This window comes from Enterobacter sp. MGH85 (assembly GCF_001037655.1).
GTDB lineage: Bacteria > Pseudomonadota > Gammaproteobacteria > Enterobacterales > Enterobacteriaceae > Enterobacter > Enterobacter intestinihominis.
This window is the reverse complement of sequence record NZ_KQ089925.1, coordinates 1,085,162-1,109,969: the sequence shown is the minus strand read 5'-3', so window position 1 is coordinate 1,109,969 and position 24,808 is coordinate 1,085,162. Positions and strand designations below refer to the sequence as shown.

The following is a 24,808-nucleotide window of genomic DNA, read 5'->3' as shown; positions in this document are numbered from 1 at the left end:
AAATTGTGAGGTGGGGATTATTCTTCAATCGGCAGTAATTGCAATGAACCGCGACTAAAATCAGCGAGTTTTGCTGAAAAAGCAGCCAGTTCCGCCTGAGGAAGCGCCACGCGTAATTGCACCATTGCCTGATAATCACTGTGTGCGATGACGCCGTTAAACTGTTTAAGCAGTGCTTCGATACCCGATAGCTGGGCGTAATCGCATAACAAAGTATATTCCGTAAGTGGCGTTTTGCGGGTTGTTATCAGCAGATTAAGCGCCTGCTGGACACCCCCTCCGTAGGCTTTAACCAGCCCTCCGGTGCCTAACAAAATGCCCCCGTAGTAGCGGACCACGACGGCGGTGATTTCACCCACGCCGCTGCCCATCAACTGGGATAGCATCGGTTTTCCGGCCGTACCCGCCGGTTCACCGTCGTCAGAAAACCCGAGCTGCTGTGAGTCGTCTGGCGGCCCTGCGACCCACGCCACACAGTGATGGCGGGCATCGGGGTGCTGCGCGCGGACGGACTCGACGAACGCCTTCGCCGCCTCCACGCCGTCAGTATGCGCCAACAGCGTGATAAAGCGGCTTTTCTTGATTTCCTCAACAAAGGTGACCGGCTCGGCCGGTATCAGCCAGCTTTCCATCAGGCCAGCTTCAGATCTCGCGTCATGTTCTCGATGCTGTTCTCGTGAATAACCACGTTATCTTCGATACGAATGCCGCCATACGGCTTCAGCGCTTCAATTTTCTCCCAGTTGAAGTGCTTGCTGAACTGCCCTTCGCGCCACGGCGCCAGCAGGGATTCAATAAAGTAGATACCCGGCTCGATGGTCAATACCATACGCGGCGCCAGAACGCGGGTGCAGCGCAGATAAGGATATTTAGACGGTGCCGCCAGGTGCGTACCGGTATCATCCTGCATAAAGCCAGCGACGTCATGAACCTGTAAACCCAGCGGGTGGCCGATACCGTGCGGCATAAATGGCCCGGTCAGATCGTTCTCAACCATCGCCTCTTCGCTCATGTCTTTGACAATCTGATGCTTACGCAGCAGTTTAGCGATGCGCTGATGGAACTGGATGTGATAATCCACATAGCTGGTTCCGGCCTTCATGGTGCCAATCAGCGCCAGCTGTTCGTCGTTCACGTCTTTGATCAATTGCGCAAAATCAGTATCCGCATTCGCCGCCCAGGTACGGGTCAGGTCTGCCGCATAGCCATTGTACTCAGCCCCCGCGTCCAGCAGGAAGCTGCGCATCTCAGCCGGAACCTGATGATCCAGTTTGGTGTAGTGCAGAACCGAGGCATGTTCATTCAGCGCCACGATGTTGCTGTACGGCACGTCGGTATCGCGGTGGCCGGTCGCCGTCAGGTAGGCCTGATTGATATCGAACTCGCTCATACCGGACTGGAACGCTTCGTGCGCCGCACGGTGGCCATTCACCGCCGTTTTTTGCGCTTCACGCATGCAGTAAAGTTCGTAGTCGGTCTTGTAGGCGCGATAGTAGTGCAGATAATCCAGCACGCCTTTCGGGTTGAGTTTATCTGCCGGAATATCCAGACCCAGCGCACGCTCAGGAACCGGACCAATGTAGCCGATGTTCCCACGCGCCGCTGGCAACTGGCTGCCAATGCCGTCTGCTTTTGGCAGCGCAATCACGTCAATTTCTTCGGTCCAGAATGAGGTCGGCAGCGGCTCCACGTTGTGCCAGTAATCGACCGGCAGGTAGAACCACAGTTTCGGCTTGTTCACGCCATCCACCAGCAGCCAGCAATTTGGAACCTGCGTGACAGGCACCCAGGCTTTAAACTGCGGGTTAACCTTGAAGGGATAAGCGTGGTCATCAAGAAAAGTATTCATCAGCTCGCCGGAGTGGATCAGCAGGGTATCCAGCTTGAAGCGGGCCAGTACATCGCGGGTACGTTCCTGTAGGGTAACGATATGATTTTTATAAAGCGAAGCCAGTGAGTCCATCATTCTTCCTTTCGTTTTTTTGACCTCAAGTCATCGCATCTTAGCACACCTCACTCCGGCTGCGTGATTTCCACCGACCGTGATCAGTGCAGCAATTTCTTAATGACTAATTTGCATTTTATTAACATAAATTCCACACTCCGTTTCATCTGGTATGACCAGATCCAATTGCTGGATTCAGGAGACCGACATGCTCTACAAAGGCGACACCCTGTACGTAGACTGGCTGGAAGATGGCATTGCCGAACTGGTGTTCGATGCCCCCGGCTCAGTGAACAAGCTTGATACCGCGACGGTGGCCAGTCTTGGCCAGGCGCTGGATGTACTTGAAAAGCAATCAGATTTGAAAGGGCTGCTGCTGCGCTCCAACAAAGCGGCCTTTATCGTTGGCGCGGATATCACCGAATTCCTGTCGCTGTTCCTGGTGCCCGAAGAGCAGCTGAGCCAGTGGCTGCACTTTGCGAACAGCGTCTTTAATCGTCTGGAAGATCTGCCTGTCCCGACCCTTTCTGCCGTTAACGGTTACGCGCTGGGCGGCGGCTGCGAATGCGTGTTAGCCACTGATTACCGTCTGGCGACCCCAGACCTGCGCATCGGCCTGCCGGAAACCAAACTGGGCATTATGCCGGGCTTTGGTGGCTCGGTGCGTATGCCGCGCATGTTGGGTGCCGACAGCGCGCTGGAAATCATTGCCGCAGGTAAAGATGTCGGCGCGGAACAGGCGCAGAAAATCGGTCTGGTGGACGGCGTGGTTAAGCCTGAAAAACTGATTGAAGGCGCTGTAGCCATTCTGCGTCAGGCGATTAACGGCGATCTCGACTGGAAAGCCAAACGTCAGCCAAAGCTGGAGCCGTTGAAGCTCAGCAAAATTGAAGCCACCATGAGCTTCACCATCGCCAAGGGCATGGTGATGCAGACGGCGGGTAAACACTACCCGGCGCCGATCACGGCGGTGAAAACCATTGAAGCGGCAGCCCGTCTGGGCCGTGATGAAGCCCTGAAGCTGGAAAACCAGAGCTTTGTCCCGCTGGCGCACACCAACGAAGCCCGCGCGCTGGTTGGTATCTTCCTTAACGATCAGTTCGTGAAGGGCAAAGCCAAACAACTCACCAAAAACGTTGAAACGCCAAAACACGCGGCGGTACTCGGAGCGGGCATTATGGGTGGCGGCATCGCCTACCAGTCTGCCTGGAAAGGCGTGCCGGTAGTGATGAAAGACATCAACGAGAAATCCCTGACGCTGGGCATGACCGAAGCGGCCAAGCTGCTGAATAAACAGCTTGAGCGCGGCAAAATTGACGGTCTGAAGCTTGCAGGCGTGATCTCCACCATCCAGCCAGTACTGGAATACAGCGGTTTCGACCGTGTGGACGTGGTGGTTGAAGCGGTCGTCGAGAACCCGAAAGTCAAAAAAGCGGTGCTGGCCGAAACCGAAGACAAGGTACGTCCGGAAACCGTGCTGGCCTCTAACACCTCCACCATTCCTATCAGCGAACTGGCGAGCGTGCTGAAGCGTCCGGAAAACTTCTGCGGGATGCACTTCTTTAACCCGGTGCATCGCATGCCGCTGGTCGAAGTGATCCGTGGGGAAAAAACCTCCGACGAAACCATCGCCAAAGTGGTGGCGTGGGCGAGCAAGATGGGCAAAACGCCAATCGTCGTTAACGACTGCCCGGGCTTCTTCGTTAACCGCGTGCTGTTCCCGTACTTCGCCGGTTTCAGCCAGCTGCTGCGCGACGGCGCAGACTTCCGCAAAATCGACAAAGTGATGGAAAAACAGTTCGGCTGGCCGATGGGCCCGGCGTACCTGCTGGACGTTGTCGGCATCGACACTGCCCATCACGCGCAGGCGGTGATGGCGGCGGGCTTCCCGCAGCGCATGCAGAAAGATTATCGCGACGCCATTGACGCCCTGTTCGACGCCAACCGCTTTGGGCAGAAAAACGGTCTGGGCTTCTGGCGCTATAAAGAAGACAGCAAAGGCAAACCGAAGAAAGAAGAAGATCCGGCGGTGGATGGCCTGCTGGCCGACGTCAGTCAGCCAAAACGCGACTTCACTGACGATGAGATCATCGCCCGGATGATGATCCCGATGATCAACGAAGTAGTGCGTTGCCTCGAAGAAGGCATTATCGCCAGCCCGGCAGAAGCGGATATGGCGCTGGTGTACGGCCTCGGCTTCCCTCCGTTCCACGGCGGCGCGTTCCGTTGGCTGGATACGCTCGGCAGCGCTCGCTATCTCGATATGGCTCAGCAATATCAGCACCTCGGTCCGCTTTATGAGGTACCGGAAGGTCTGCGTAACAAAGCGCGCCATAACGAACCCTACTATCCAGCAGTTGAGCCAGCCCGTCCGGTTGGCACGCTGAAAACGGCTTAAGGAGTCACAATGGAAAAGGTTGTCATTGTTGATGCAATTCGCACCCCGATGGGCCGTTCAAAAGGCGGTGCATTCCGTAACGTGCGTGCGGAAGATCTCTCGGCGCACCTGATGCGTAGCCTGCTGGCGCGTAACCCGGCGCTGGACCCTGCTGCGCTGGACGATATTTACTGGGGCTGCGTCCAGCAGACGCTGGAGCAGGGTTTCAACATCGCCCGTAACGCGTCTCTGCTGGCGGAGATCCCGCATTCGGTTCCGGCGGTCACCGTCAACCGTCTTTGCGGCTCGTCGATGCAGGCGCTGCACGACGCGGCACGGATGATCATGACCGGCGATGCGCAGGCCTGTCTGGTGGGCGGCGTGGAGCACATGGGCCACGTGCCGATGAGCCACGGGGTCGATTTCCATCCGGGCATGAGCCGCAACGTGGCGAAAGCCGCCGGTATGATGGGCCTGACCGCCGAGATGCTCTCCCGTCTGCACGGCATCAGCCGTGAAATGCAGGATGCCTTTGCCGCGCGCTCGCATGCCCGCGCCTGGGCCGCCACGCAGTCTGGTGCCTTTAAGAATGAGATCATCCCAACCGGCGGTCACGACGCAGACGGCGTACTGAAGCAGTTCAGCTACGACGAAGTTATCCGTCCTGAAACCACTGTTGAAGCGCTTTCTACCCTGCGTCCGGCGTTTGATCCGGTCACCGGCACGGTAACGGCGGGCACCTCGTCTGCCCTGTCCGACGGTGCCGCCGCCATGTTAGTGATGAGCGAAAGCCGCGCCCGCGAATTAGGCCTGACGCCACGCGCCCGCGTGCGTTCGATGGCAGTCGTGGGCTGCGATCCTTCCATCATGGGTTACGGTCCGGTCCCGGCGTCAAAACTGGCGCTGAAAAAAGCGGGGCTGAGCGCAAGTGATATCGACCTCTTTGAGATGAATGAAGCGTTCGCCGCGCAGATCCTGCCGTGCATTAAAGATCTGGGGCTGATGGATCAGATCGACGAGAAGATTAACCTCAATGGCGGCGCGATCGCCCTCGGTCACCCGCTGGGCTGCTCCGGGGCGCGTATCAGCACCACGCTGATCAACCTGATGGAACGCAAAGATGCCCAGTTCGGACTGGCGACGATGTGTATCGGGTTGGGTCAGGGGATCGCGACGGTGTTTGAGAGAGTGTAAATGTAAATAAGGAAAAGTATCTTAAAGCCAATGACGTCAGAACAAGGCGGCAAGCGAGCGAATCCCGATGAGCTTACATTAGTAAGTGATTCGGGTGAACGAGCGCAGCCAACGCAGTAATGGCGCCATTGGCGAAGAGAGACAGTTTAGTTGCCGTTCTTCCCGCCTGTCAGGGGCGGGTTTTTTACATTATTGCAGCAGCGAAATATCCGCCACGCGCAGGAACAGCTCACGCAGTTTCTCAAGCATCGAGAGACGGTTAATACGCAGCTCTTTATCTTCCACATTCACCATCACCTTCTCGAAGAAGGCATCGATGACGTCACGTAGCTCCGCCAGCTCCACCAGTGCTTCCTGGTAGCGACCTTCCGCGAAATACGGCTCCAGCTTGTCGCGCAGCACCACAACCTGCATCGCCAGAGAAATCTCTTCCGGCTCTTTCAGGGTTGCAGCGTTTACGCGTTCGTTCAGCGTCTCGTCGGATTTCGCGAGGATATTGGATACACGCTTGTTGGCCGCGGCCAGCGCAGACGCCGCTTCCAGCGTACGGAAGTGGGATACCGCTTTCATACGCGCATCGAAATCTGCCGGACGGGTCGGACGACGCGCCAGCACCGCCTGAATGGTATCAACGGAGTAACCTTCGTCCTGATACCACGCGCGGAAACGACCGAGCATAAAGTCGATAACATCATCCACAACCTTCGCGTTGGTCAGCTTATCGCCGTACAGACGGACCGCTTCTTCGGTCAGCGTTTGCAGATCGAGATTGAGGTTCTTCTCTACGATGATGCGCAGCACGCCCAGCGCAGCACGACGCAGCGCAAACGGGTCTTTGTCGCCTTTCGGATGCTGACCGATACCGAAGATACCCGCCAGGGTGTCCATCTTATCGGCAATCGCCACGGCGCAGGCAACCGGGTTAGACGGCAGATCGTCACCGGCAAAGCGCGGCTGATACTGCTCGTTCAGGGCCACAGCCACGTCTTCCGCTTCGCCGTCATGACGCGCGTAGTGCATGCCCATCACGCCCTGGGTGTCGGTAAATTCGAACACCATGTTGGTCATCAGGTCGCACTTGGAGAGCAGGCCCGCGCGGGTAGCGTGGTTAACGTCGGCGCCAATTTCACGGGCAATCCAGCCGGACAGCTCCGCGATACGGTCAGTCTTGTCGCGCAGCGTACCCAGCTGCTGCTGGAAGAGTACGGTTTGCAGACGCGGCAGGTTATCTTCCAGACGTTTTTTACGGTCGGTGTTGAAGAAGAACTCGGCGTCCGCCAGACGTGGACGCACCACTTTCTCGTTACCGGAGATAATCTGGCTCGGATCTTTCGATTCGATGTTCGCGACGAAGATGAAATTTGGCAGCAGCTGGCCGTCGTTGGCGTAAACCGGGAAGTACTTTTGGTCACCCTTCATGGTGTACACCAGCGCTTCAGCCGGAACGGCCAGGAATTTCTCTTCGAATTTCGCGGTCAGCACAACCGGCCATTCGACCAGAGAGGTCACCTCTTCCAGCAGGCTATCGCTCAGATCGGCATTACCGCCAATTTTGCGCGCCGCTTCTTCGGCGTCAGCTTTGATTTTGGCTTTACGCTGTTCGTAGTCAGCAATGACCTTACCGCGCTCCAGCAGGATCTGCGGGTACTGATCAGCATTGTCGATGGTGAACTCCGGCTCGCCCATAAAGCGATGGCCGCGGATCACGCGATCGGACGCCACGCCCAGAATGGTCGCCGGAATAACGGTATCGCCCAGCAGCAGGGTCACGGTGTGAACCGGACGCACAAAGTGTACGTCAGACGCTCCCCAGCGCATCAGCTTAGGAATCGGCAGCTTAGCCAGCGAGGTCGCAATCATATCTGGCAGCAGCGCTTCCGCGCTTTCGCCTTTCACATGGGCACGATACAGCAGCCATTCACCTTTGTCGGTGGTCAGACGTTCGGCCTGATCGACGGTGATACCGCAGCCGCGCGCCCAGCCTTCAGCCGCTTTGCTCGGCTTGCCTTCCGCGTCGAACGCCTGGGCAATGGCCGGGCCACGTTTTTCAACTTCGCGATCCGGCTGAGACGCCGCCAGATTTGCCACTTTCAGCGCAAGACGACGCGGTGCAGCAAACCACTCAATTTTACCGTGCGCCAGGCCAGCGTTATCCAGCTCAGCAGTGACGTTCGCAGCGAAAGATTCAGCCAGGCTGCGCAGGGCTTTTGGTGGCAGCTCTTCAGTGCCGATTTCCACCAGGAAAGTTTTCTCAGACATGGCCGCCTCTTATTTGTTTCGGTTGCACATCGGGAAGCCAAGGGCTTCACGGGACGCGTAGTAAGCTTCAGCAACGGCTTTGGTCAGGGTACGAATACGCAGAATGTAGCGCTGACGTTCAGTCACGGAGATCGCTTTGCGGGCATCCAGCAGGTTGAAGCTGTGGGCAGCCTTCAGAATACGCTCGTAGGCAGGCAGCGGCAGCGGAGTCTCCAGCGCCAGCAGCTGCTGGGCTTCTTTCTCGTACTGCTCGAAGCAGGTGAACAGGAAGTCCACGTCCGCGTATTCGAAGTTATAGGTGGATTGCTCCACTTCGTTCTGATGGAACACGTCGCCGTAGGTGGTTTTACCCAGCGGGCCGTCGCTCCAGACCAGGTCGTAAACGCTGTCTACGCCCTGAATGTACATGGCCAGACGTTCCAGACCATAGGTGATTTCGCCGGTGATCGGTTTACATTCCAGACCGCCAACCTGCTGGAAGTAGGTGAACTGGGTCACTTCCATGCCGTTCAGCCACACTTCCCAACCCAGACCCCAGGCACCCAGCGTTGGGTTTTCCCAGTTATCTTCCACGAAACGAATGTCGTGAATGGTCGGATCCATACCCAGCTCTTTCAGTGACCCGAGGTACAGTTCCTGAATATTGTCAGGTGATGGCTTAATCACCACCTGGAACTGATAGTAGTGCTGCAAACGGTTCGGGTTTTCGCCGTAACGGCCATCGGTCGGACGACGGGATGGCTGAACATAGGCGGTCGCCATCGGCTCTGGCCCTAACGCGCGCAGGCTGGTCATCGGGTGTGAGGTGCCTGCGCCAACTTCCATGTCCAAAGGTTGAACAATGGTGCAGCCCTGACGAGCCCAGTAATCCTGTAAGGTCAGGATCAGGCCCTGGAAGGTCTTGGTATCAAACTTTTGCATAGTATTTCGTGCTGGATACGTGTGGTTTTAAATGGAAGGGATCAGTATACCCGCTGGCTGCAAGATATACAGTACGAAACGGGGTTGTTTAGGGAAAATTGGGGAATAAGCCCTACAGCCAGAACCTGCGAAGGCTCTGGTTGCTGCTTATACGAGCAATTTAGCGCATTGAGAGATGTAAAAACTGGCCGTCTGCATCAAAAGAGCAGACAAAGCCCTCTTTACGCGCCGTATAGCCTTTCAGTTCATAGCTGCCCTGAAAGCGCTCGAAGCCGTTAATATGAATTTTCTGTGCTTCGGAATTATAACGTTGAGCCGCCTGATCCCTGCACAGCTGTTCCATATTCAGGGAACGCTCCGGGCTCATTTTCCCCTGCTGCGCTTTTTGGACTGGAGCCTCCTGAGAAGCACTGCACCCTGCTAATAAAAGCAGCAGAAAGAGTGACGCCCCACGCTTCATCATCATTTTTATTACCGCCCTGGTCAGTGGCTGTTATTTTTAGTAGCAACACGTTTATAGATTAATGTTCAACATTCTGCGAATCTCGCCAGCTCCCGACAAGACAGCCTGGTTAAACTCAGAATTTTCCAAGGGAAAAGTTTTACGCAATCGCAGTCACACTTTCTTTATCAGGAATACAGAGGAACTGATGCAGTCAAAAATTAACTGGATTGATAACCTGCGGGGAATAGCCTGTCTGATGGTGGTGATGATCCACACTACGACCTGGTATGTCACGAACGCGCACAGTATCAGCCCTGTTAACTGGGATGTCGCCAATATTCTGAACTCAGCCTCACGCGTGAGCGTCCCGCTGTTCTTTATGATTTCCGGTTTTCTCTTTTTTGGCGAGCGTAGCGCGCAGCCGAGACATTTCATCCGTATTGTCTCCTGTTTGCTGTTTTACAGCGCCATTTCGCTGCTCTATATCATCCTGTTCACTTCAATTAATGCTGAACGTTCCCTGCTCAATTTGTTGCAAAAACCAGTGTTCTATCATCTGTGGTTTTTCTTCGCGATAATGGTTATCTATCTGGTTTCGCCGTTAATTCAGGTAAAAAACGTTAGCGGTAAAATGCTGCTGGCCTTGATGGTAATAATCGGGATCGTGGCAAACCCGAATACCGTCTCACAGAAAATTGATGGCTTTGAATGGCTGCCCGTTAACCTCTATATCAACGGCGATACGTTTTATTACGTGCTGTACGGCATGCTGGGGCGCGCCATCGGCATGATGGAGACTCAAAAGAGAGGAATAAACTGGCTTTGCGCGGCAGCATTTATCGCCGGTGTGTTTATTATCTCTCGAGGGACGCTGCACGAGCTGCAATGGCGCGGAAACTTTGCCGATACCTGGTATCTCTACTGCGGGCCGATGGTCTTTATCTGCGCGGTTTCGCTGCTGACCCTGTTTAAAAACACCCTGAATGCCCGCCCGCTTCCGGTGCTGGGGTTTATCTCTCGCCACTCGCTGGGCATTTACGGTTTTCACGCGCTGGTGATCCACGCCCTGCGCACCCGCGGCGTTGAGCTTAAAAGCTGGCCGGTGCTGGATATTGTCTGGATATTTACCGTTACGCTGGTTGTCAGCCTGCTGCTCTCAATGCTGCTGCAACGCATCGATACACGCAGGTTTGTGAGCTAACCCGGTTGAAGGCTGGCAGGCCGGGTAAGCGTTAGCGCCACCCGGCTCCTGTTTATGACATTAGCGGTAAAAGCTGCTGATAGATTTTGCGGAAAACGTCTCGTCTTTCAGCGTAGCGAGCATGATTTTTCGCATCAGGACGATGCTGCTGTTCAAGCGGCAGCTGGGGCAAAAGCTGGGGCAGTGGTTTATCCCGGTTCAGCGCAATTTGCGCCAGCCGTGCCGCACCGAGCGCCGGACCAACATCTCCCCCAGTACGATAGTCCAGCTGCAACCCGCTGATATCGGAAAGCATCTGCCGCCAGTAGCTGCTTCGTGCCCCGCCGCCAATTAACGTAATGCTGGATGGCGTCAGGCCACAGTCATGCACGACATCCATGCCGTCCGCCAACGCATAACCGACCCCTTCAAGCACCCCGCGCGCCAGCTCTGCCGGGCCGTGCTGATGGGTAAGGCCGAAGAAGACCCCTTTCGCTTCCGGGTTGTTATGCGGCGTCCGCTCGCCGGAAAGGTACGGTAAAAACCAGACCGCACCGGCAGTATCATCCGCCTGCTGTGCCGCTGTGATAAGCGCCGGGACGTCCGCCATTCCGGTCAGCTTTGCCGCCCAGTCGAGGCAGGATGCCGCGCTCAGCATCACCGACATCAAATGCCATTTACCCGGCAACGCGTGGCAGAAGCTGTGTACGGCGCTTTCAGGGTTACTACGATAGCCGTCACTGACGGCAAAATAGACGCCGGAAGTGCCGAGCGAGAGCATGGCCTGTCCTGTCTCCACCATCCCCACGCCGACCGCACCCGCCGCATTATCGCCACCGCCGGCAACGACAGGTACGGCTGGCATATTCCAGCGTTCAGCAACAGAAGGCTGCAAAGCGCCCGTGATATCACTGCCTTCAAACAGCGCAGGCATATGATCGCGCGTCAGCTGGCAGGCATCCAGCATCGCTTCGCTCCAGTCCCGTTTCGCCACGTCGAGCCACATCGTGCCCGCGGCGTCAGACATGTCGCTGGCGAAATCCCCCGTCATGCGAAAACGCAGGTAGTCTTTCGGCAACAGAACCTTCGCCACCTGACGAAAAATCTCAGGCTCATGGCGCTGCACCCACAGGAGTTTTGGCGCGGTAAAACCGGGCATCATCAGATTGCCCGTAATCTCGCGGGACGCAGGCACACGCTCCTCAAGGATCGCGCACTCTTCCGCACAGCGGCCATCGTTCCAGAGAATAGCCGGGCGCAGTACGCGATGCTGGCTATCCAGCAGCGTGGCGCCATGCATTTGCCCGGCAATGCCCAGCGCTTTCACGTCGCGCAGGCTGTGCTGCTCACCTAAGGCTTTCATCGCGCGGTCCGTCGCCTGCCACCACTGCTCCGGATCTTGTTCCGACCAAAGTGGCTGCGGGCGTGAAACCTGCAACTTTTCAGTCTGCGTGGCTAACACATCGCCCTGCTCGCTTAACAGGATGGCTTTCACCCCCGACGTGCCAAGATCGATCCCGATATACATGTGGTGACTCCTTTGACAGAAATGCCCGGCGGCGCTGCGCTTACCGGGCATGAATGCTGTTATTTATCGAACAGGTAGTGATTGACCAGGTTTTCCAGCAGTTCCTGATGGCCGCTCTGATGCTGCGGTGCCAACTGATGCTGTTCAGCGTACTTCGCGATCTCCGCAAGCGATAACTGACCTTTCAAAATTTGCTGGCCCAGCTCACTGTTCCAGCCGCTGTAGCGCTTCGCCACGCGCTTATCCAGCTCACCGTCTTCAATCATACGGGCCGCCACCTTCAGCGCCAGCGCCATGGTGTCCATCGCGCCAATATGCCCGTAGAACAGATCGTATTTGTCGGTGCTCTGGCGACGCACTTTGGCGTCGAAGTTCAGGCCGCCGGTGGTGAAACCGCCCGCTTTGATGATTTCGTACATCACCAGCGCATTCTCTTCGACGCTGTTCGGGAACTGGTCGGTATCCCAGCCCAGCTGCGGATCGCCGCGGTTCGCATCCACCGATCCGAAGATGCCCAGCGCAATCGCAGAGGCGATTTCGTGATGGAACGAGTGGCCCGCCAGCGTGGCGTGGTTAGCCTCAATGTTCACTTTGATCTCTTTTTCCAGACCAAACTGCTTCAGGAAGCCATACACGGTGGCGACATCGTAGTCGTACTGATGCTTGGTTGGCTCCTGTGGTTTTGGCTCAATCAGCAGCGTACCGCGGAAGCCGATTTTGTGCTTGTGGTCCACCACCATCTGCATAAAGCGGCCAATCTGCTCACGCTCCTGGCGCAGGTCAGTATTCAGCAGCGTTTCATAGCCTTCACGACCGCCCCAGAGCACATAGTTCTCACCGCCCAGCTGATGCGTGGCGTTCATCGCAGTCACGACCTGGGTTGCCGCCCAGCTGAAGACTTCCGGGTCCGGGTTGGTTGCCGCGCCCGCGCCATAGCGAGGGTTGGTAAAGCAGTTAGCCGTACCCCAGAGCAGCTTCACGCCGCTTTGCTGCTGTTTTTCAGCCAGCACGTCGACCATCTGCGCAAAATTGTTCAGATACTCTTTCAGCGACGCCCCTTCCGGCGACACGTCAACATCGTGGAAACAGTAGTACGGTACGTTCAGCTTATGGAAGAACTCGAACGCGACGTCGGCTTTACGCTTCGCCAGCTCAATGGCCTCGCCCGGCTGTTGCCATGGACGGTCAAAAGAGCCCACGCCGAACATATCGGCACCGTTCCAGCAGAAGGTGTGCCAGTAGCAGGCGGCAAAGCGCAAGTGATCTTCCATGCGCTTACCCAGCACCAGCTCATCCGGGTTGTAGTGACGAAATGCTAAAGGATTGGTCGTTTTCGTGCCTTCGAAACGAACGCGATCGAGTTGGTCGAAATAAGCTTGCATATTGAGCTCCATAATCAGGGTATGCGGCGTGGTCTTGCTTCTGGAGTAATAGTGAATAGACATTGGAGGTTGCTCAATTACGTTATTTCACACTGCTATTGAGAGAATGCGCAATTGTGCGCTGGCTCGCAAAATAATGTGCAGACAAACTATTTTTCGGCGCGCATTCCAGAATCAAATGTAATTAATAGGTTACGCTTTTTAAAATCCGATCGCGGTCATAAATTCAGAAATAAACCAAATATCGTAATGAGAAGATAAAAATCTGTAATTGCCAGCAGGCCTTTCCACGTTAAAAATTTGCTGCGTCTCAGCAGTGAATGTTTCTTTTATCTCAGCTACACATACCCCTACAAAAAGGCCTAATAATTATGAAGATAAAGAACCTGACCCTAACGCTCTGCACTACTCTCCTGCTTGCAAGCTTTGCCGGCCACGCCAAAGAGGTCAAAATCGGCATGGCGATTGATGACTTACGCCTGGAGCGCTGGCAAAAAGATCGCGATATCTTTGTTAAAAAAGCGGAATCTCTCGGTGCGGAGGTGTTCGTTCAGTCCGCTAACGGCAACGAAGAGACGCAAATGTCGCAAATTGAGAATATGATCAACCGTGGCGTCGATGTGCTGGTCATTATCCCGTATAACGGCCAGGTATTAAGCAACGTGGTGAAAGAAGCAAAACAGGAAGGCATAAAAGTCCTGGCTTATGACCGCATGATTAATAATGCGGATATTGATTATTATATTTCGTTCGACAATGAAAAGGTGGGTGAATTACAGGCTAAAAGCTTGATCGCAAAAGTGCCTCAAGGGAATTATTTCCTGATGGGCGGCTCACCTGTGGATAACAACGCCAAACTGTTCCGTCAGGGACAAATGAAAGTGCTGAAGCCGTATATCGACGAGGGCAAAATTAAAGTCGTCGGCGACCAGTGGGCTGACGGCTGGTTACCGGAAAACGCGCTGAAAATTATGGAAAACGCGTTGACCGCAAATAACAACAAAATCGATGCAGTGGTGGCCTCTAACGACGCCACTGCGGGGGGCGCCATTCAGGCGCTGAGCGCGCAGGGTCTGGCTGGGAAAGTCGCTATTTCCGGACAGGACGCCGACCTTGCGGGTGTAAAACGCATTATCGCGGGTACCCAGACTATGACGGTCTATAAGCCCATTACCGAGCTTGCCAATACCGCCGCCGAAATTGCCGTTGAGCTGGGCAATGGCCAGCAACCTAAAGCAGACGCGACGTTAAATAACGGCCTGAAAGACGTGCCAGCTCGCCTGCTTACCCCTATCGAAGTCAACAAAGAGAATATTGACGCCACGGTGGTGAAAGACGGTTTCCATAAGAAGAGTGAACTGTAATCCAGCACAGCCCCTGCCCGGCGGGGGCGCATCGACCTGCCCTGTTCATCTGTCGGGCTATGCGGAGCAGTTATGTCTTATTTACTTGAAATGAAAAGCATCACCAAAGCCTTCGGGGCGGTGAAAGCGGTCGACAACGTAAGCCTGCGGCTGAACCCCGGCGAAGTGATGTCGCTGTGCGGCGAAAACGGCTCGGGGAAATCCACGCTGATGAAGGTGCTGTGCGGGATCTATCCGCACGGCAGCTACGAGGGCGAAATCGTCTTTGCCGGTGAGGTGCTTCAGGCCACGCACATTCGTGATACCGAACGCAAAGGCATCGCTATCATTCACCAGGAGCTGGCGCTGGTGAAGCACCTTACCGTGCTGGAAAATATCTTTCTTGGGGCCGAACTCTCGCGCCACGGCGTACTGGATTACGACACCATGACGCTGCGCTGCGAAAAACTGCTGGCCCAGGTGAGTCTCGCTATCTCACCGGATACGCGCGTGGGCGACTTAGGTTTGGGCCAGCAGCAGCTGGTGGAGATCGCCAAGGCGCTAAATAAACAGGTACGCCTGCTGATCCTCGACGAGCCAACCGCCTCGCTCACCGAACAGGAAACCGCCGTTCTGCTCAATATCATCCGCGACCTGCAAAACCACGGTATCGCCTGCATCTATATTTCGCACAAGCTCAATGAGGTGAAAGCTATTTCCGACACCATCTGCGTCATCCGCGACGGGCAGCACATTGGCACGCGTGAAGCAGAAGGCATGAGCGAAGATGACATCATCACCATGATGGTGGGTCGCGAGCTCACCGCACTGTATCCCAACGAACCACACACCATAGGCGAAGAACTCCTGCGCGTGGAAAACCTGACGGCGTGGCATCCCGTTAACCGCCACATCAAGCGCGTGGATAACCTCTCCTTCTCGCTGCACCGCGGCGAAATTCTCGGTATTGCGGGTTTAGTGGGTGCCGGAAGAACCGAGGCCGTGCAGTGTCTGTTTGGCGTCTGGCCGGGGCGCTGGGAAGGCAAAATTTATATCGACGGTCAGCCGGTAAAAATCGACAACTGCCAGCAGGCCATTGCCAAAGGCATTGCTATGGTGCCCGAAGACCGCAAAAAAGACGGCATCGTGCCGGTCATGGCGGTGGGAAAAAATATCACTCTGGCGGCGCTCAGCCAGTTTTCCGGCGCGCTGAGCAGCCTGGATGATGCCGCAGAACAGCAGTGTATTCTTCAGTCACTTGCCAGGCTCAAGGTGAAAACCTCCTCGCCGGAACTGGCGATAGGTCGCCTGAGCGGCGGCAACCAGCAGAAAGCGATTCTGGCACGCTGCCTGTTGCTTAATCCGCGCATTTTAATTCTGGACGAACCCACGCGCGGGATCGATATCGGCGCGAAGTATGAAATCTACAAGCTGATCAACCAGCTTGTGCAGCAAGGGATTGCCGTCATTGTTATCTCGTCCGAATTGCCTGAAGTGCTGGGGCTGAGCGACCGCGTGCTGGTCATGCATGAAGGGAAACTCAAAGCCAACCTGAACAACCAGAACCTGACGCAAGAGCAGGTGATGGAAGCTGCCTTAAGGAGCGAACGCCATGTCGAAAAGCAACCCGTCTGATATCAAAGTCGCTGTTCCGACGCCCGGTGCGTTCGCAGGACTTAAATCGCTGAATCTGCAAGTTTTTGTAATGATTGCCGCCATTATCGTCATCATGTTGTTCTTTACCTGGATGACCGATGGCTCCTATTTGAGCGCACGTAACGTCTCTAACCTGCTGCGTCAGACCGCCATCACCGGGATCCTGGCGGTGGGGATGGTCTTTGTGATTATCTCAGCGGAAATTGACCTGTCGGTAGGGTCGATGATGGGTCTGCTCGGCGGCGTGGCGGCAATTTTTGACGTCTGGCTCGGCTGGCCGTTGCCGCTGACGATTGTGGTCACGCTGGTACTGGGTCTGCTGCTAGGTGCGTGGAACGGCTGGTGGGTGGCCTACCGTAAAGTCCCGTCGTTTATTGTCACCTTAGCAGGGATGCTGGCCTTCCGCGGTATTCTGATTGGGATCACCAACGGCACTACCGTCTCCCCGACCAGCGCCTCGATGTCCCAGATTGGCCAAAGCTACCTCTCTGATGGCGTCGGTTTTACGATCGGCGTGGTTGGGCTGATGGCGTTTGTCGCGTGGCAATGGCGAGGACGCATGCGTCGCCAGGCGCTGGGGCTGGCCTCGCCTGCCTCAACCTCGGTTGTCGGCCGTCAGGCGCTTACTGCGGTGATTGTGCTGGGGGCCATCTGGCTGCTAAACGATTATCGCGGTGTCCCAACGCCCGTTCTGCTGCTGGCGCTGTTGCTGTTAGGTGGGATGTTTATGGCCACACGTACCGCATTCGGTCGCCGTATTTATGCTATCGGCGGCAATCTTGAAGCCGCGCGTTTATCTGGTATCAACGTCGAGCGCACCAAACTCGCCGTCTTTGCCATCAACGGCCTGATGGTAGCCATCGCGGGGCTGATCCTCAGCTCACGTCTGGGTGCGGGTTCCCCGTCTGCCGGTAATATTGCCGAGCTGGACGCCATCGCCGCCTGCGTTATTGGCGGGACCAGCCTCGCCGGAGGTATTGGCAGCGTGGCGGGGGCGGTGATGGGCGCATTTATTATGGCTTCGCTGGATAACGGGATGAGTATGATGGACGTGCCGACGTTTTGGCAGTATATCGTCAAAGGGGCCATTCTTTTGCTGGCAGTCTGGATGGACTCTGCCACCAAGCGGCGCGCCTGAGAACCGTATCGTGACTAATTTGGGAAAGTGAGCCATGTTTGAAAAGCGTCACCGCATTACGTTGTTATTCAATGCCAACAAAGCCTATGACCGTCAGGTGGTTGAGGGGGTTGGTGAATATTTGCAGGCGTCGCAATCCGAATGGGATATTTTCATCGAAGAAGATTTCCGTACCCGTCTGGAGAACATCAAAGACTGGCTGGGAGACGGGGTTATCGCTGACTTTGACGACCCCGTGATTGAACAGTTGCTGAGTGGCGTCGACGTACCTATCGTGGGCGTTGGCGGCTCTTACCATTCAGCGGAACATTACCCCCCCGTTCACTACATCGCCACGGATAACCATGCCCTGGTTGAGACCGCCTTCCTCCATTTAAAGGAGAAAGGCGTCCATCGTTTTGCGTTTTACGGATTGCCCGCCACCAGCGGAAAGCGCTGGGCGATGGAGCGTGAGTATGCCTTCTGCCAGCTGGTTGCCCAGGAGAAGTATCGCGGCGTCGTTTATCAGGGGCTGGAAACCGCGCCAGAAAACTGGCAGCACGCACAGAATCGCCTGGCTGACTGGCTGCAAACACTGCCGCCCCAGACAGGGATTATCGCCGTGACGGACGCCCGCGCCCGCCACGTATTACAGGTGTGCGAACATTTGCATATTCCGGTGCCTGAAAAGCTGTGCGTGATTGGTATTGATAACGAAGAGCTTACGCGCTATCTGTCGCGCGTGGCGCTCTCATCCGTGGCGCAGGGTACCCGTCAGATGGGCTATCAGGCCGCGAAGCTGCTGCACCGACTGTTAGACAACGAATCCCTGCCGCTCCAGCGTCTGCTGGTTCCGCCCGTTCGCGTGGTCGAGCGTCGCTCAACTGACTACCATTCCTTAAACGATCCGGCCGTGATTCAGGCGATGCACTACATTCGCAATCATGCCTGCAAAGGGATTAAGGTCGATCAGGTGCTGGATTCGGTCGGCATTTCACGTTCGAATCTGGAGAAGCGGTTTAAAGAGGAAGTCGGTGAGACGATCCACGCCGTGATCCATGCGGAAAAGCTGGAGAAAGCGCGCAGTCTGCTGATCTCCACCTCGCTGTCGATCAACGAGATTTCACAGATGTGCGGCTATCCGTCGCTTCAGTATTTCTATTCGGTGTTCAGGAAAGAGTATGACACCACGCCGAAGGAGTACCGGGAACGGTACAGTGAAGTCCTGCTCTAGAAAAAAGAACGCCTTCCAGTGGAAGGCGTTTTTTATTACATATGTGCGGCAATCAGACGCTGGTTATCCTGGTACATGGAGAACAGGTAGTTGTTGTAGCGCTGTCCCTGGGTGGAATAACCTTTCAGCTTGTGGATCATCGCCGTGGCCGTCACTTCCTGATCCGCCTTACGCAGCTGCGCGCGTGACTTACGGAACGAAGAGTAGGCCGGGTGGGTGTTCAGATTCACCACATAGGCATTCACGGAATCTTTCACCGATTCAAACTGTGAATAGCCCTTCACCTTGCCGGGTGCATTAGTACAACGACCTTTTGCGCATTTCATGCCAAACAGATTGTTGTTGTTGCGCGCCAGCTTCGAGGTGCCCCAACCGCTTTCGGCGGCGGCCATTGTCGCGACCATACTGCCTGGAATAATGTCCACACGCTCTAACAGAGTGTTCCACGGCACACGACGCGTGTTCCCGCTCCACTTCACTTTATAGCGTTTGGCGATGTCTTTCAGGCGAGTGCGCTCAGACGGCGACCAGCGGCTATCGTACTGTTTGGCGATCAGCCAGTTACGATCCGCAGTAATCGCGGCATTTTGACTTTTAATGTAAGGCATTACCGTCCGGAGAAACGCTTTTTTCCTTGGTGTCCCGGAAGGGTATTTTCGCAAATCAGGAAGTGAACTACTCTTTGCACTATTGCGAGAATACTCTTGTTTACTGCTAACCTTACTGCTTGTCGTCTTTATTACGTGGGCTTTCTTACTCGTTGTATCCGTGTGCGTCTTTGCAAGCACCTCACCTGAAAATGCCATGGTGAGTAACATGAGTATCGCGGCCCCATATCGTCGAATGGGAGTCGATATCATTAGGTCTCCTGGTCGGATATAAGCATTCCAACACCTTATTTTCTTCAAAATTTGAGAGCGGAATCTCAAATCGTACCAAAAATAGTCTTCAAGAGCACGTCTATAAATAGTCCAATTCCGAAACTATGTCATCCGGAACATGCTCATTAAAGCACCAACACTGGAAAAATGTGCGCGATATCGCAGATAACTGCCTAATTTTGCGCGGGATCACTCATCCCTTCGCGTCCTCCTGGCAGAAAGCCTCAGAGGAGGAGTTTTTCCCCTGAGCCGAATGGCACACTGGTCAAAAATGCCGCGACAGGAAAATGGAATGAAACGCACTGCATTAGCTGTTCTGATGTTACCCGCATTCGCGCATGCCGACTGGTCATCGCCGGGATTTGACGCATTCAACGCTGAAGGTACCGGCGTCTTTACCAGCCAGGCAACGCTTGCGAAGGGTATCCGTCCACTGACGTTGAGTCTTGACAACGCGTGCTGGCAGCCGACAAAGGCCATTAAGCTCAACGAGATGCTGTCGCTCAAACCGTGCGAAGGCACGCCACCGCAGTGGCGATTATTCCGTGACGGCGTTTATCAGATGCGTATTGATACGCGCTCTGGAACGCCGACGCTGATGCTGACGGTACAAAGTGCGGCGCCACAGCCTGTCGCAAACGTTACCCGCCAGTGCCCGAAGTGGGACGGCAAACCGCTCACGATCGACGTCGTTAACACGTTCCCGGAAGGCACGGTGGTGCGTGATTTTTACAGCAAACAGACCGCGACCGTTCAAAATGGCAAAGTGACTCTTCAGCCAGCCGCCAACAGCAATGGCCTGCTGCTGCTTGAGCGCGCCGAAACGGACAAACCCGCGCCGTTCAGCTGGCAAAACGCCACCGTCTATTTCGTGCTGACCGATCGCTTCGTGAATGGCGACCCCACCAACGACAACAGCTATGGCCGCCATAAAGATGGTATGCAGGAGATAGGTACTTTCCACGGCGGCGATCTGAAAGGGCTTACCAGCAAACTGGATTACCTTCAGCAACTGGGCGTGAATGCGCTCTGGATAAGCTCCCCGCTGGAGCAGATCCACGGCTGGGTTGGCGGCGGCACCAAAGGGGATTTCCCCCACTACGCGTATCACGGTTATTACACCCAGGACTGGACGAAACTCGACGCCAACATGGGCAACGAAGATGATTTACGCCAGCTTGTCGACGACGCGCACAGGCGCGGTATCCGCGTCCTGTTTGACGTTGTCATGAACCACGCGGGCTATGCGACGCTTGCAGATATGCAGGAATATCAGTTTGGCGCACTCTATTTACAGGGAGATGAGCTGAAAAAAACGCTCGGCGAACGCTGGACTGACTGGAAGCCAGGCGCGGGTCAAAGCTGGCACAGCTTCAACGATTACATCAACTTCAGTGACAAAGCCGCATGGGAAAAATGGTGGGGTAAAAAATGGATCCGTACCGATATCGGTGATTACGACAACCCGGGCTTTGACGACTTGACCATGTCCCTGGCCTTCCTGCCGGATCTGAAAACGGAATCAAAAACCCCGTCAGGTTTGCCGAACTTTTATCAACACAAGCCCGACACCAACGCGAAAGTGATGACGAATTTCACGCCGCGAGATTACCTGACCCACTGGCTTAGCCAGTGGGTACGTGACTACGGCATCGACGGTTTCCGGGTCGATACCGCCAAACACGTTGAGCATGAAGCCTGGCAGCAACTGAAAGACCAGGCCAGCCAGGCGCTGGCCGCGTGGAAGGCCGCCAACCCGGACAAAAAACTCGACGATGCGCCGTTCTGGATGACCGGTGAATCCTGGGGCCACGGCGCGATGCAGAGCGATTATTACCGTCACGGCTTCGATGCGATGATCAACTTTGACTATCAGGAGCAGGCGGCGAAAGCAGTGGACTGTCTGGCAGATATGGATTTGACCTGGCAGCAAATGGCAGAAAAGCTGCAAAGTTTTAATGTGCTGAGCTATCTCTCCTCCCACGATACGCGTCTGTTCCGTGAAGGGGGTCAGCGCGCCGCTGAGTTACTGCTGCTGGCGCCGGGAAGCGTGCAGATCTATTACGGCGATGAATCAGAGCGTCCATTTGGCCCGACAGGCTCCGATCCGCTACAGGGAACCCGTTCGGATATGAACTGGCAGGACGTCACAGGTAAACAGGCGTTAACTGTCGCCCACTGGCAGCTTCTGGGGCAGTTCCGCGCCCGTCATCCGGCTGTGGGTGAAGGCAAGCAAACAACGCTGTCAATGAAAGAAGGCTACGGCTTTGTGCGCGAGCACAAGGGCGATAAGGTGATGGTGGTGTGGGCGGGTAATCAGTAGAACAGCCCCCTCACCCTAACCCTCTCCCCTAAGGGGCTAGGGGATTGCACGGTGCGGTCTTTCACCCTCGCCCCTTTGGGGAGAGGGTTGGGGTGAGGGAGACATTCATCAGAACGATTCACTGCAATAATCCCTCTCCACCATACAAAACAACAAATCCGACCACATCCGCCGATTTGCACCAACACGGTGCTGGCGTTATGGTTACTGCCTTTCATATTAAGCCCGACAGATCACCTGCTATGACGTTTTCACAATTCGGCGACAAATTTACCCGCCATTCAGGCATTACCCGCCTGATGGAGGACCTCAACGACGGGCTGCGCACCCCAGGCGCTATCATGCTTGGCGGCGGAAACCCGGCTCAAATTCCGGAGATGAACACCTACTTCCAGACGCTGCTGGCAGACATGCTGGAAAACGGTAAAGCAACCGATGCGCTATGTAATTACGACGGCCCTCAGGGTAAAACAGAACTACTGACGCTTCTGGCGGCAATGCTGCGGGAAGCGCTGGGTTGGGATATCGAACCACAGAACATTGCACTGACAAACGGCAGTCAGAGCGCGTTTTTCTACTTATTCAATCTGTTCGCCGGACGCCGCGCCGACGGCACCACGAAAAAAGTGCTGTTCCCGCTGGCACCGGAGTATATCGGCTATGCCGATGCCGGCCTCGAAGAAGACCTGTTTGTTTCCGCACGTCCGAATATCGAGTTGTTGCCAGAGGGCCAGTTCAAATATCACGTCGATTTTGAACATCTGCATATCGGTGAAGAGACGGGCATGATCTGCGTATCTCGTCCCACCAACCCGACGGGGAACGTGATCACCGACGACGAGCTGATGAAGCTGGATGCGCTGGCGAATCAGCACGGCATCCCGCTGGTGATCGATAATGCCTATGGCGTACCGTTCCCGGGGATCATCTTCAGCGAAGCGCGTCCGCTGTGGAACCCGAACATCATCCTCTGCATGAGCCTCTCCAAGCTGGGCCTGCCGGGCAGCCGCTGCGGCATTATCATTGCTAACGAGAAAATCATCACCGCCATTACCAACATGAACGGCATTATCAGCCTTTCCCCTGGCGGCATCGGCCCGGCGATGATGTGCGAGATGATCAGGCGTAACGACCTGCTGCGCCTGTCGAATGAGGTGATCAAGCCGTTTTACTCTCAGCGCGTTCAGGAAACTATCGCCATCCTTCGCCGCTACTTACCGGAGGAACGCTGCCTGATCCATAAACCGGAAGGGGCAATTTTCCTGTGGCTGTGGTTTAAGGATCTGCTCATTACGACAGAGCTGCTTTATCAGCGTCTGAAAAAGCGTGGCGTGCTGATGGTGCCGGGGGATTACTTCTTCCCGGGACTGGATAAACCGTGGCCGCATACGCACCAGTGCATGCGCATGAACTACGTCCCGGACCCGGAAAAAATCGAAGCGGGTGTGAAAATTCTCGCCGAAGAGATTGAGAACGCCTGGCGCGAGGCCGGTTAATAAAACCTCAGGCCAGATTACGCAGCCGTTCCGCGCGTAGTCTGGCGGGTTCTATGCAGCGCAGCGCGTGGGTGGGACAGGCTTCGACGCAGGCGGGACCGCCCTCGCGAAGCATGCACAAATCACATTTCAGCGCCTGAACGCGATCTCCAACAACCCGAACCTGCATTGCCCCGAACGGGCACGCCACCATACAGCTTTTGCAGCCGATACAGCGAGCCTGCTCAACGAGCCAGGCTCCCGCAGCACGGTGAATGGCCCCCGTCGGGCAGACATTCGCGCAGGGCGCATCTTCACACTGATGGCAGCCCACGGCCGTGGTGAAGGTTCCCCCCTTAACCACGCGGATCCGTGAGGTAAACGCTTCTGGCGTGGCGCTGCTTTGATGCGACATCATGCACGCCACCTCACAGGTGCGGCACCCGATACATTTTTCAGGAGCCGTCAGAATAAATCGGTTCATCAGTTACGCCTCGCGTGCATTAAAACCCGGTTCTGAGCACATCATACATAACGTCCGAGGCAGCGAAGGTGTGATGGGTCAAAGAGGATGCGCTCATCCGGAATTAATATGCTCTTTACAGTACCGCCGTTTCCAGACGGCGGGCGTTAACCCGGTATGTTTCGAGAATATTTGCCGAAAATAACCCACGTCATTAAAACCGCACCGGGTGGCCACTTCAGTTAATGAGGCCGCATCGTTCAGCAACAATTTTTCAGCGGCCCTGACGCGCTGGCGGTGTATTGCCTCCGTCAGGGTTAAATGAAACGTCCGGCGAAATACTCGCCCCAGGTAATCTGCGTTGCAGTGCAGCTCTTTCGCCAGCTGTGAAGTGGATATGGGCAAATGAAAGTGAGTGCGGATAAGCTGTTTGGCCTTCCACGCCATTGCTGCGCCCGCATCATCCGCTTTATCTTCATATCCCGGCGAGAGCGATATCTGCTGCAAAATTAACAGCAAAATTATCTCCAGCGCCTGGCTACGCTGTAATTTTTCCTGCTCGCTTAAAAACTGACGGAATAACGCAATAACATATTGCGGATCCCGCACGCTACAGTGTTGCTCAATCGACAGTGGCGTCGCACCTGGCAACGCAGGCAAGCCTTCATCCACCTCAAAATGCAGCCAGTAAAATTTGAGATCGCCCGGAAAATCTTCCACGCCGACATGCCGCCGCTTCGGCCAAAGTAATAAACTCTCGCCGGCGTTTACCTCAAACAGCGTATTTTCCTCCTGGATCGTTAATGTCCCTTTTTCGACAAAGATTATCTCCCACGAAGATAATTTTCGTGCGGGATGACGACCCACGCCCCGGGAGATAAATAACCCGCCATTTTGAACCTTAATCGGAAGTGCTATGGATAATTCAAGCATGGATATTCAATTTCCCGCTTTTATGGTGGCTAATATTGCGTTTATTGTTTGATTATTAATAAATATCAGCAGAACAGCTCGATCAAACTCACAGTTTTACCATCAGGTCGGAATCGTCACCTTTTTATACTTTTCCCTTCCCTTGTTGGTCT

19 protein-coding genes are annotated in these 24,808 nt (G+C 55.3%); 9 read left to right on the top strand and 10 right to left on the bottom strand.

All coding sequences use genetic code 11. The annotated features are described in order from the left end of the window. Positions 1-17 precede the first annotated feature (17 nt). Entirely contained in the window at positions 18-632 is a 615-nt protein-coding gene (locus SK51_RS05145) for an IMPACT family protein (protein ID WP_015572737.1), read from the bottom strand. Beyond that, positions 632-1,963, bottom strand: coding sequence for a Xaa-Pro dipeptidase (gene pepQ, locus SK51_RS05140; RefSeq protein WP_048206607.1), 1,332 nt, complete (start codon positions 1,961-1,963; stop codon positions 632-634). The genes SK51_RS05145 and pepQ overlap by 1 nt, the downstream gene beginning before the upstream one ends. Before the next feature lie 190 nt (positions 1,964-2,153). Between pepQ and fadB the strand changes: the two genes are divergently transcribed. Both fadB and fadA read left to right on the top strand, forming a co-directional pair. Further along, complete coding sequence (gene fadB / locus SK51_RS05135; RefSeq protein WP_023307160.1) at positions 2,154-4,343, top strand: fatty acid oxidation complex subunit alpha FadB; 2,190 nt, start codon at positions 2,154-2,156, stop codon at positions 4,341-4,343. Between the two features lie 9 nt (positions 4,344-4,352). After that, a complete protein-coding gene (gene fadA, locus SK51_RS05130) occupies positions 4,353-5,516 on the top strand; it encodes an acetyl-CoA C-acyltransferase FadA (protein WP_000416981.1) in 1,164 nt (387 codons plus the stop codon). Positions 5,517-5,705: 189 nt separating this feature from the next. Here the strand turns inward: fadA and glyS are convergent, their stop codons facing one another. The 3 genes from glyS to SK51_RS05115 all read right to left on the bottom strand — a co-directional run bounded on the left by glyS (position 5,706) and on the right by SK51_RS05115 (position 9,162). Next, the gene (gene glyS / locus SK51_RS05125) at positions 5,706-7,775 is read right to left on the bottom strand and encodes a glycine--tRNA ligase subunit beta (RefSeq protein ID WP_022649741.1); all 2,070 of its coding nucleotides are present in this window, start codon (positions 7,773-7,775) and stop codon (positions 5,706-5,708) included. 9 nt (positions 7,776-7,784) lie between these two features. Continuing rightward, positions 7,785-8,696, bottom strand: a complete 912-nt coding sequence (glyQ, locus tag SK51_RS05120; RefSeq protein WP_003860141.1) for a glycine--tRNA ligase subunit alpha — start codon at positions 8,694-8,696, stop codon at positions 7,785-7,787. A 160-nt stretch (positions 8,697-8,856) separates the two neighbouring features. Further along, positions 8,857-9,162, bottom strand: a complete 306-nt coding sequence (locus SK51_RS05115; RefSeq protein ID WP_032671545.1) for a YsaB family lipoprotein — start codon at positions 9,160-9,162, stop codon at positions 8,857-8,859. A gap of 184 nt (positions 9,163-9,346) precedes the next feature. Here SK51_RS05115 and SK51_RS05110 point away from each other — a divergent pair, with 184 nt between their 5' ends. Continuing rightward, complete coding sequence (locus SK51_RS05110) at positions 9,347-10,342, top strand: acyltransferase (protein WP_022649743.1); 996 nt, start codon at positions 9,347-9,349, stop codon at positions 10,340-10,342. A gap of 52 nt (positions 10,343-10,394) precedes the next feature. On the opposite strand, the gene xylB is transcribed toward SK51_RS05110, so the two are convergent. Both xylB and xylA read right to left on the bottom strand, forming a co-directional pair. Next, positions 10,395-11,849 carry a xylulokinase gene (gene xylB / locus SK51_RS05105; RefSeq protein WP_023307162.1) on the bottom strand — a complete coding sequence of 485 codons (1,455 nt, stop codon included), beginning with the start codon at positions 11,847-11,849 and terminating at the stop codon, positions 10,395-10,397. Between the two features lie 59 nt (positions 11,850-11,908). Next, on the bottom strand, positions 11,909-13,231 hold the full coding sequence (gene xylA, locus SK51_RS05100; protein WP_026080557.1) for a xylose isomerase: 1,323 nt from the start codon (positions 13,229-13,231) through the stop codon (positions 11,909-11,911). Positions 13,232-13,602: 371 nt separating this feature from the next. Between xylA and xylF the strand changes: the two genes are divergently transcribed. The 4 genes from xylF to xylR all read left to right on the top strand — a co-directional run bounded on the left by xylF (position 13,603) and on the right by xylR (position 18,581). Beyond that, positions 13,603-14,595: a D-xylose ABC transporter substrate-binding protein gene (gene xylF, locus SK51_RS05095; protein WP_022649746.1), complete on the top strand. Its 993-nt coding sequence runs from the start codon at positions 13,603-13,605 to the stop codon at positions 14,593-14,595. Positions 14,596-14,667: 72 nt separating this feature from the next. After that, entirely contained in the window at positions 14,668-16,209 is a 1,542-nt protein-coding gene (locus tag SK51_RS05090; RefSeq protein ID WP_015572746.1) for a xylose ABC transporter ATP-binding protein, read from the top strand. Continuing rightward, entirely contained in the window at positions 16,187-17,368 is a 1,182-nt protein-coding gene (xylH, locus tag SK51_RS05085; RefSeq protein ID WP_023307163.1) for a xylose ABC transporter permease XylH, read from the top strand. The genes SK51_RS05090 and xylH overlap by 23 nt, the downstream gene beginning before the upstream one ends. Positions 17,369-17,402: 34 nt before the next feature. Continuing rightward, entirely contained in the window at positions 17,403-18,581 is a 1,179-nt protein-coding gene (xylR, locus tag SK51_RS05080; RefSeq protein ID WP_023307164.1) for a D-xylose utilization transcriptional activator XylR, read from the top strand. Between the two features lie 35 nt (positions 18,582-18,616). Here the strand turns inward: xylR and SK51_RS05075 are convergent, their stop codons facing one another. Then, positions 18,617-19,441, bottom strand: coding sequence for a protein bax (locus tag SK51_RS05075; RefSeq protein WP_022649749.1), 825 nt, complete (start codon positions 19,439-19,441; stop codon positions 18,617-18,619). 313 nt (positions 19,442-19,754) lie between these two features. On the opposite strand from SK51_RS05075, the gene SK51_RS05070 reads away from it, so the two are divergent. After that, positions 19,755-21,785 carry an alpha-amylase gene (locus SK51_RS05070; protein ID WP_032676755.1) on the top strand — a complete coding sequence of 677 codons (2,031 nt, stop codon included), beginning with the start codon at positions 19,755-19,757 and terminating at the stop codon, positions 21,783-21,785. Between the two features lie 242 nt (positions 21,786-22,027). Next, positions 22,028-23,281 (top strand): valine--pyruvate transaminase, encoded by a 1,254-nt coding sequence (gene avtA, locus SK51_RS05065; RefSeq protein WP_048206606.1) that lies wholly within the window; start codon positions 22,028-22,030, stop codon positions 23,279-23,281. 7 nt (positions 23,282-23,288) lie between these two features. Here avtA and SK51_RS05060 read toward each other — a convergent pair whose 3' ends face one another. Beyond that, positions 23,289-23,744: a 4Fe-4S dicluster domain-containing protein gene (locus SK51_RS05060; protein WP_023307166.1), complete on the bottom strand. Its 456-nt coding sequence runs from the start codon at positions 23,742-23,744 to the stop codon at positions 23,289-23,291. A gap of 93 nt (positions 23,745-23,837) precedes the next feature. Then, positions 23,838-24,656: an AraC family transcriptional regulator gene (locus tag SK51_RS05055; protein ID WP_022649753.1), complete on the bottom strand. Its 819-nt coding sequence runs from the start codon at positions 24,654-24,656 to the stop codon at positions 23,838-23,840. Positions 24,657-24,808: the final 152 nt, after the last annotated feature.

What these genes read in the sequence shown, in the direction of transcription:
- xylF (WP_022649746.1), top strand. Translation starts at nt 13,603, where the DNA reads ATGAAGATAAAGAACCTGACCCTAACGCTCTGCACTACTCTCCTGCTT.
- SK51_RS05075 (WP_022649749.1), bottom strand. Translation starts at nt 19,441, where the DNA reads ATGATATCGACTCCCATTCGACGATATGGGGCCGCGATACTCATGTTA.
- xylR (WP_023307164.1), top strand. Translation starts at nt 17,403, where the DNA reads ATGTTTGAAAAGCGTCACCGCATTACGTTGTTATTCAATGCCAACAAA.
- SK51_RS05070 (WP_032676755.1), top strand. Translation starts at nt 19,755, where the DNA reads ATGAAACGCACTGCATTAGCTGTTCTGATGTTACCCGCATTCGCGCAT.
- fadB (WP_023307160.1), top strand. Translation starts at nt 2,154, where the DNA reads ATGCTCTACAAAGGCGACACCCTGTACGTAGACTGGCTGGAAGATGGC.
- SK51_RS05055 (WP_022649753.1), bottom strand. Translation starts at nt 24,656, where the DNA reads ATGCTTGAATTATCCATAGCACTTCCGATTAAGGTTCAAAATGGCGGG.
- glyS (WP_022649741.1), bottom strand. Translation starts at nt 7,775, where the DNA reads ATGTCTGAGAAAACTTTCCTGGTGGAAATCGGCACTGAAGAGCTGCCA.
- pepQ (WP_048206607.1), bottom strand. Translation starts at nt 1,963, where the DNA reads ATGGACTCACTGGCTTCGCTTTATAAAAATCATATCGTTACCCTACAG.
- xylH (WP_023307163.1), top strand. Translation starts at nt 16,187, where the DNA reads ATGTCGAAAAGCAACCCGTCTGATATCAAAGTCGCTGTTCCGACGCCC.
- SK51_RS05115 (WP_032671545.1), bottom strand. Translation starts at nt 9,162, where the DNA reads ATGATGATGAAGCGTGGGGCGTCACTCTTTCTGCTGCTTTTATTAGCA.
- fadA (WP_000416981.1), top strand. Translation starts at nt 4,353, where the DNA reads ATGGAAAAGGTTGTCATTGTTGATGCAATTCGCACCCCGATGGGCCGT.
- SK51_RS05145 (WP_015572737.1), bottom strand. Translation starts at nt 632, where the DNA reads ATGGAAAGCTGGCTGATACCGGCCGAGCCGGTCACCTTTGTTGAGGAA.
- xylB (WP_023307162.1), bottom strand. Translation starts at nt 11,849, where the DNA reads ATGTATATCGGGATCGATCTTGGCACGTCGGGGGTGAAAGCCATCCTG.
- SK51_RS05110 (WP_022649743.1), top strand. Translation starts at nt 9,347, where the DNA reads ATGCAGTCAAAAATTAACTGGATTGATAACCTGCGGGGAATAGCCTGT.
- glyQ (WP_003860141.1), bottom strand. Translation starts at nt 8,696, where the DNA reads ATGCAAAAGTTTGATACCAAGACCTTCCAGGGCCTGATCCTGACCTTA.
- SK51_RS05060 (WP_023307166.1), bottom strand. Translation starts at nt 23,744, where the DNA reads ATGAACCGATTTATTCTGACGGCTCCTGAAAAATGTATCGGGTGCCGC.
- xylA (WP_026080557.1), bottom strand. Translation starts at nt 13,231, where the DNA reads ATGCAAGCTTATTTCGACCAACTCGATCGCGTTCGTTTCGAAGGCACG.
- SK51_RS05090 (WP_015572746.1), top strand. Translation starts at nt 14,668, where the DNA reads ATGTCTTATTTACTTGAAATGAAAAGCATCACCAAAGCCTTCGGGGCG.
- avtA (WP_048206606.1), top strand. Translation starts at nt 22,028, where the DNA reads ATGACGTTTTCACAATTCGGCGACAAATTTACCCGCCATTCAGGCATT.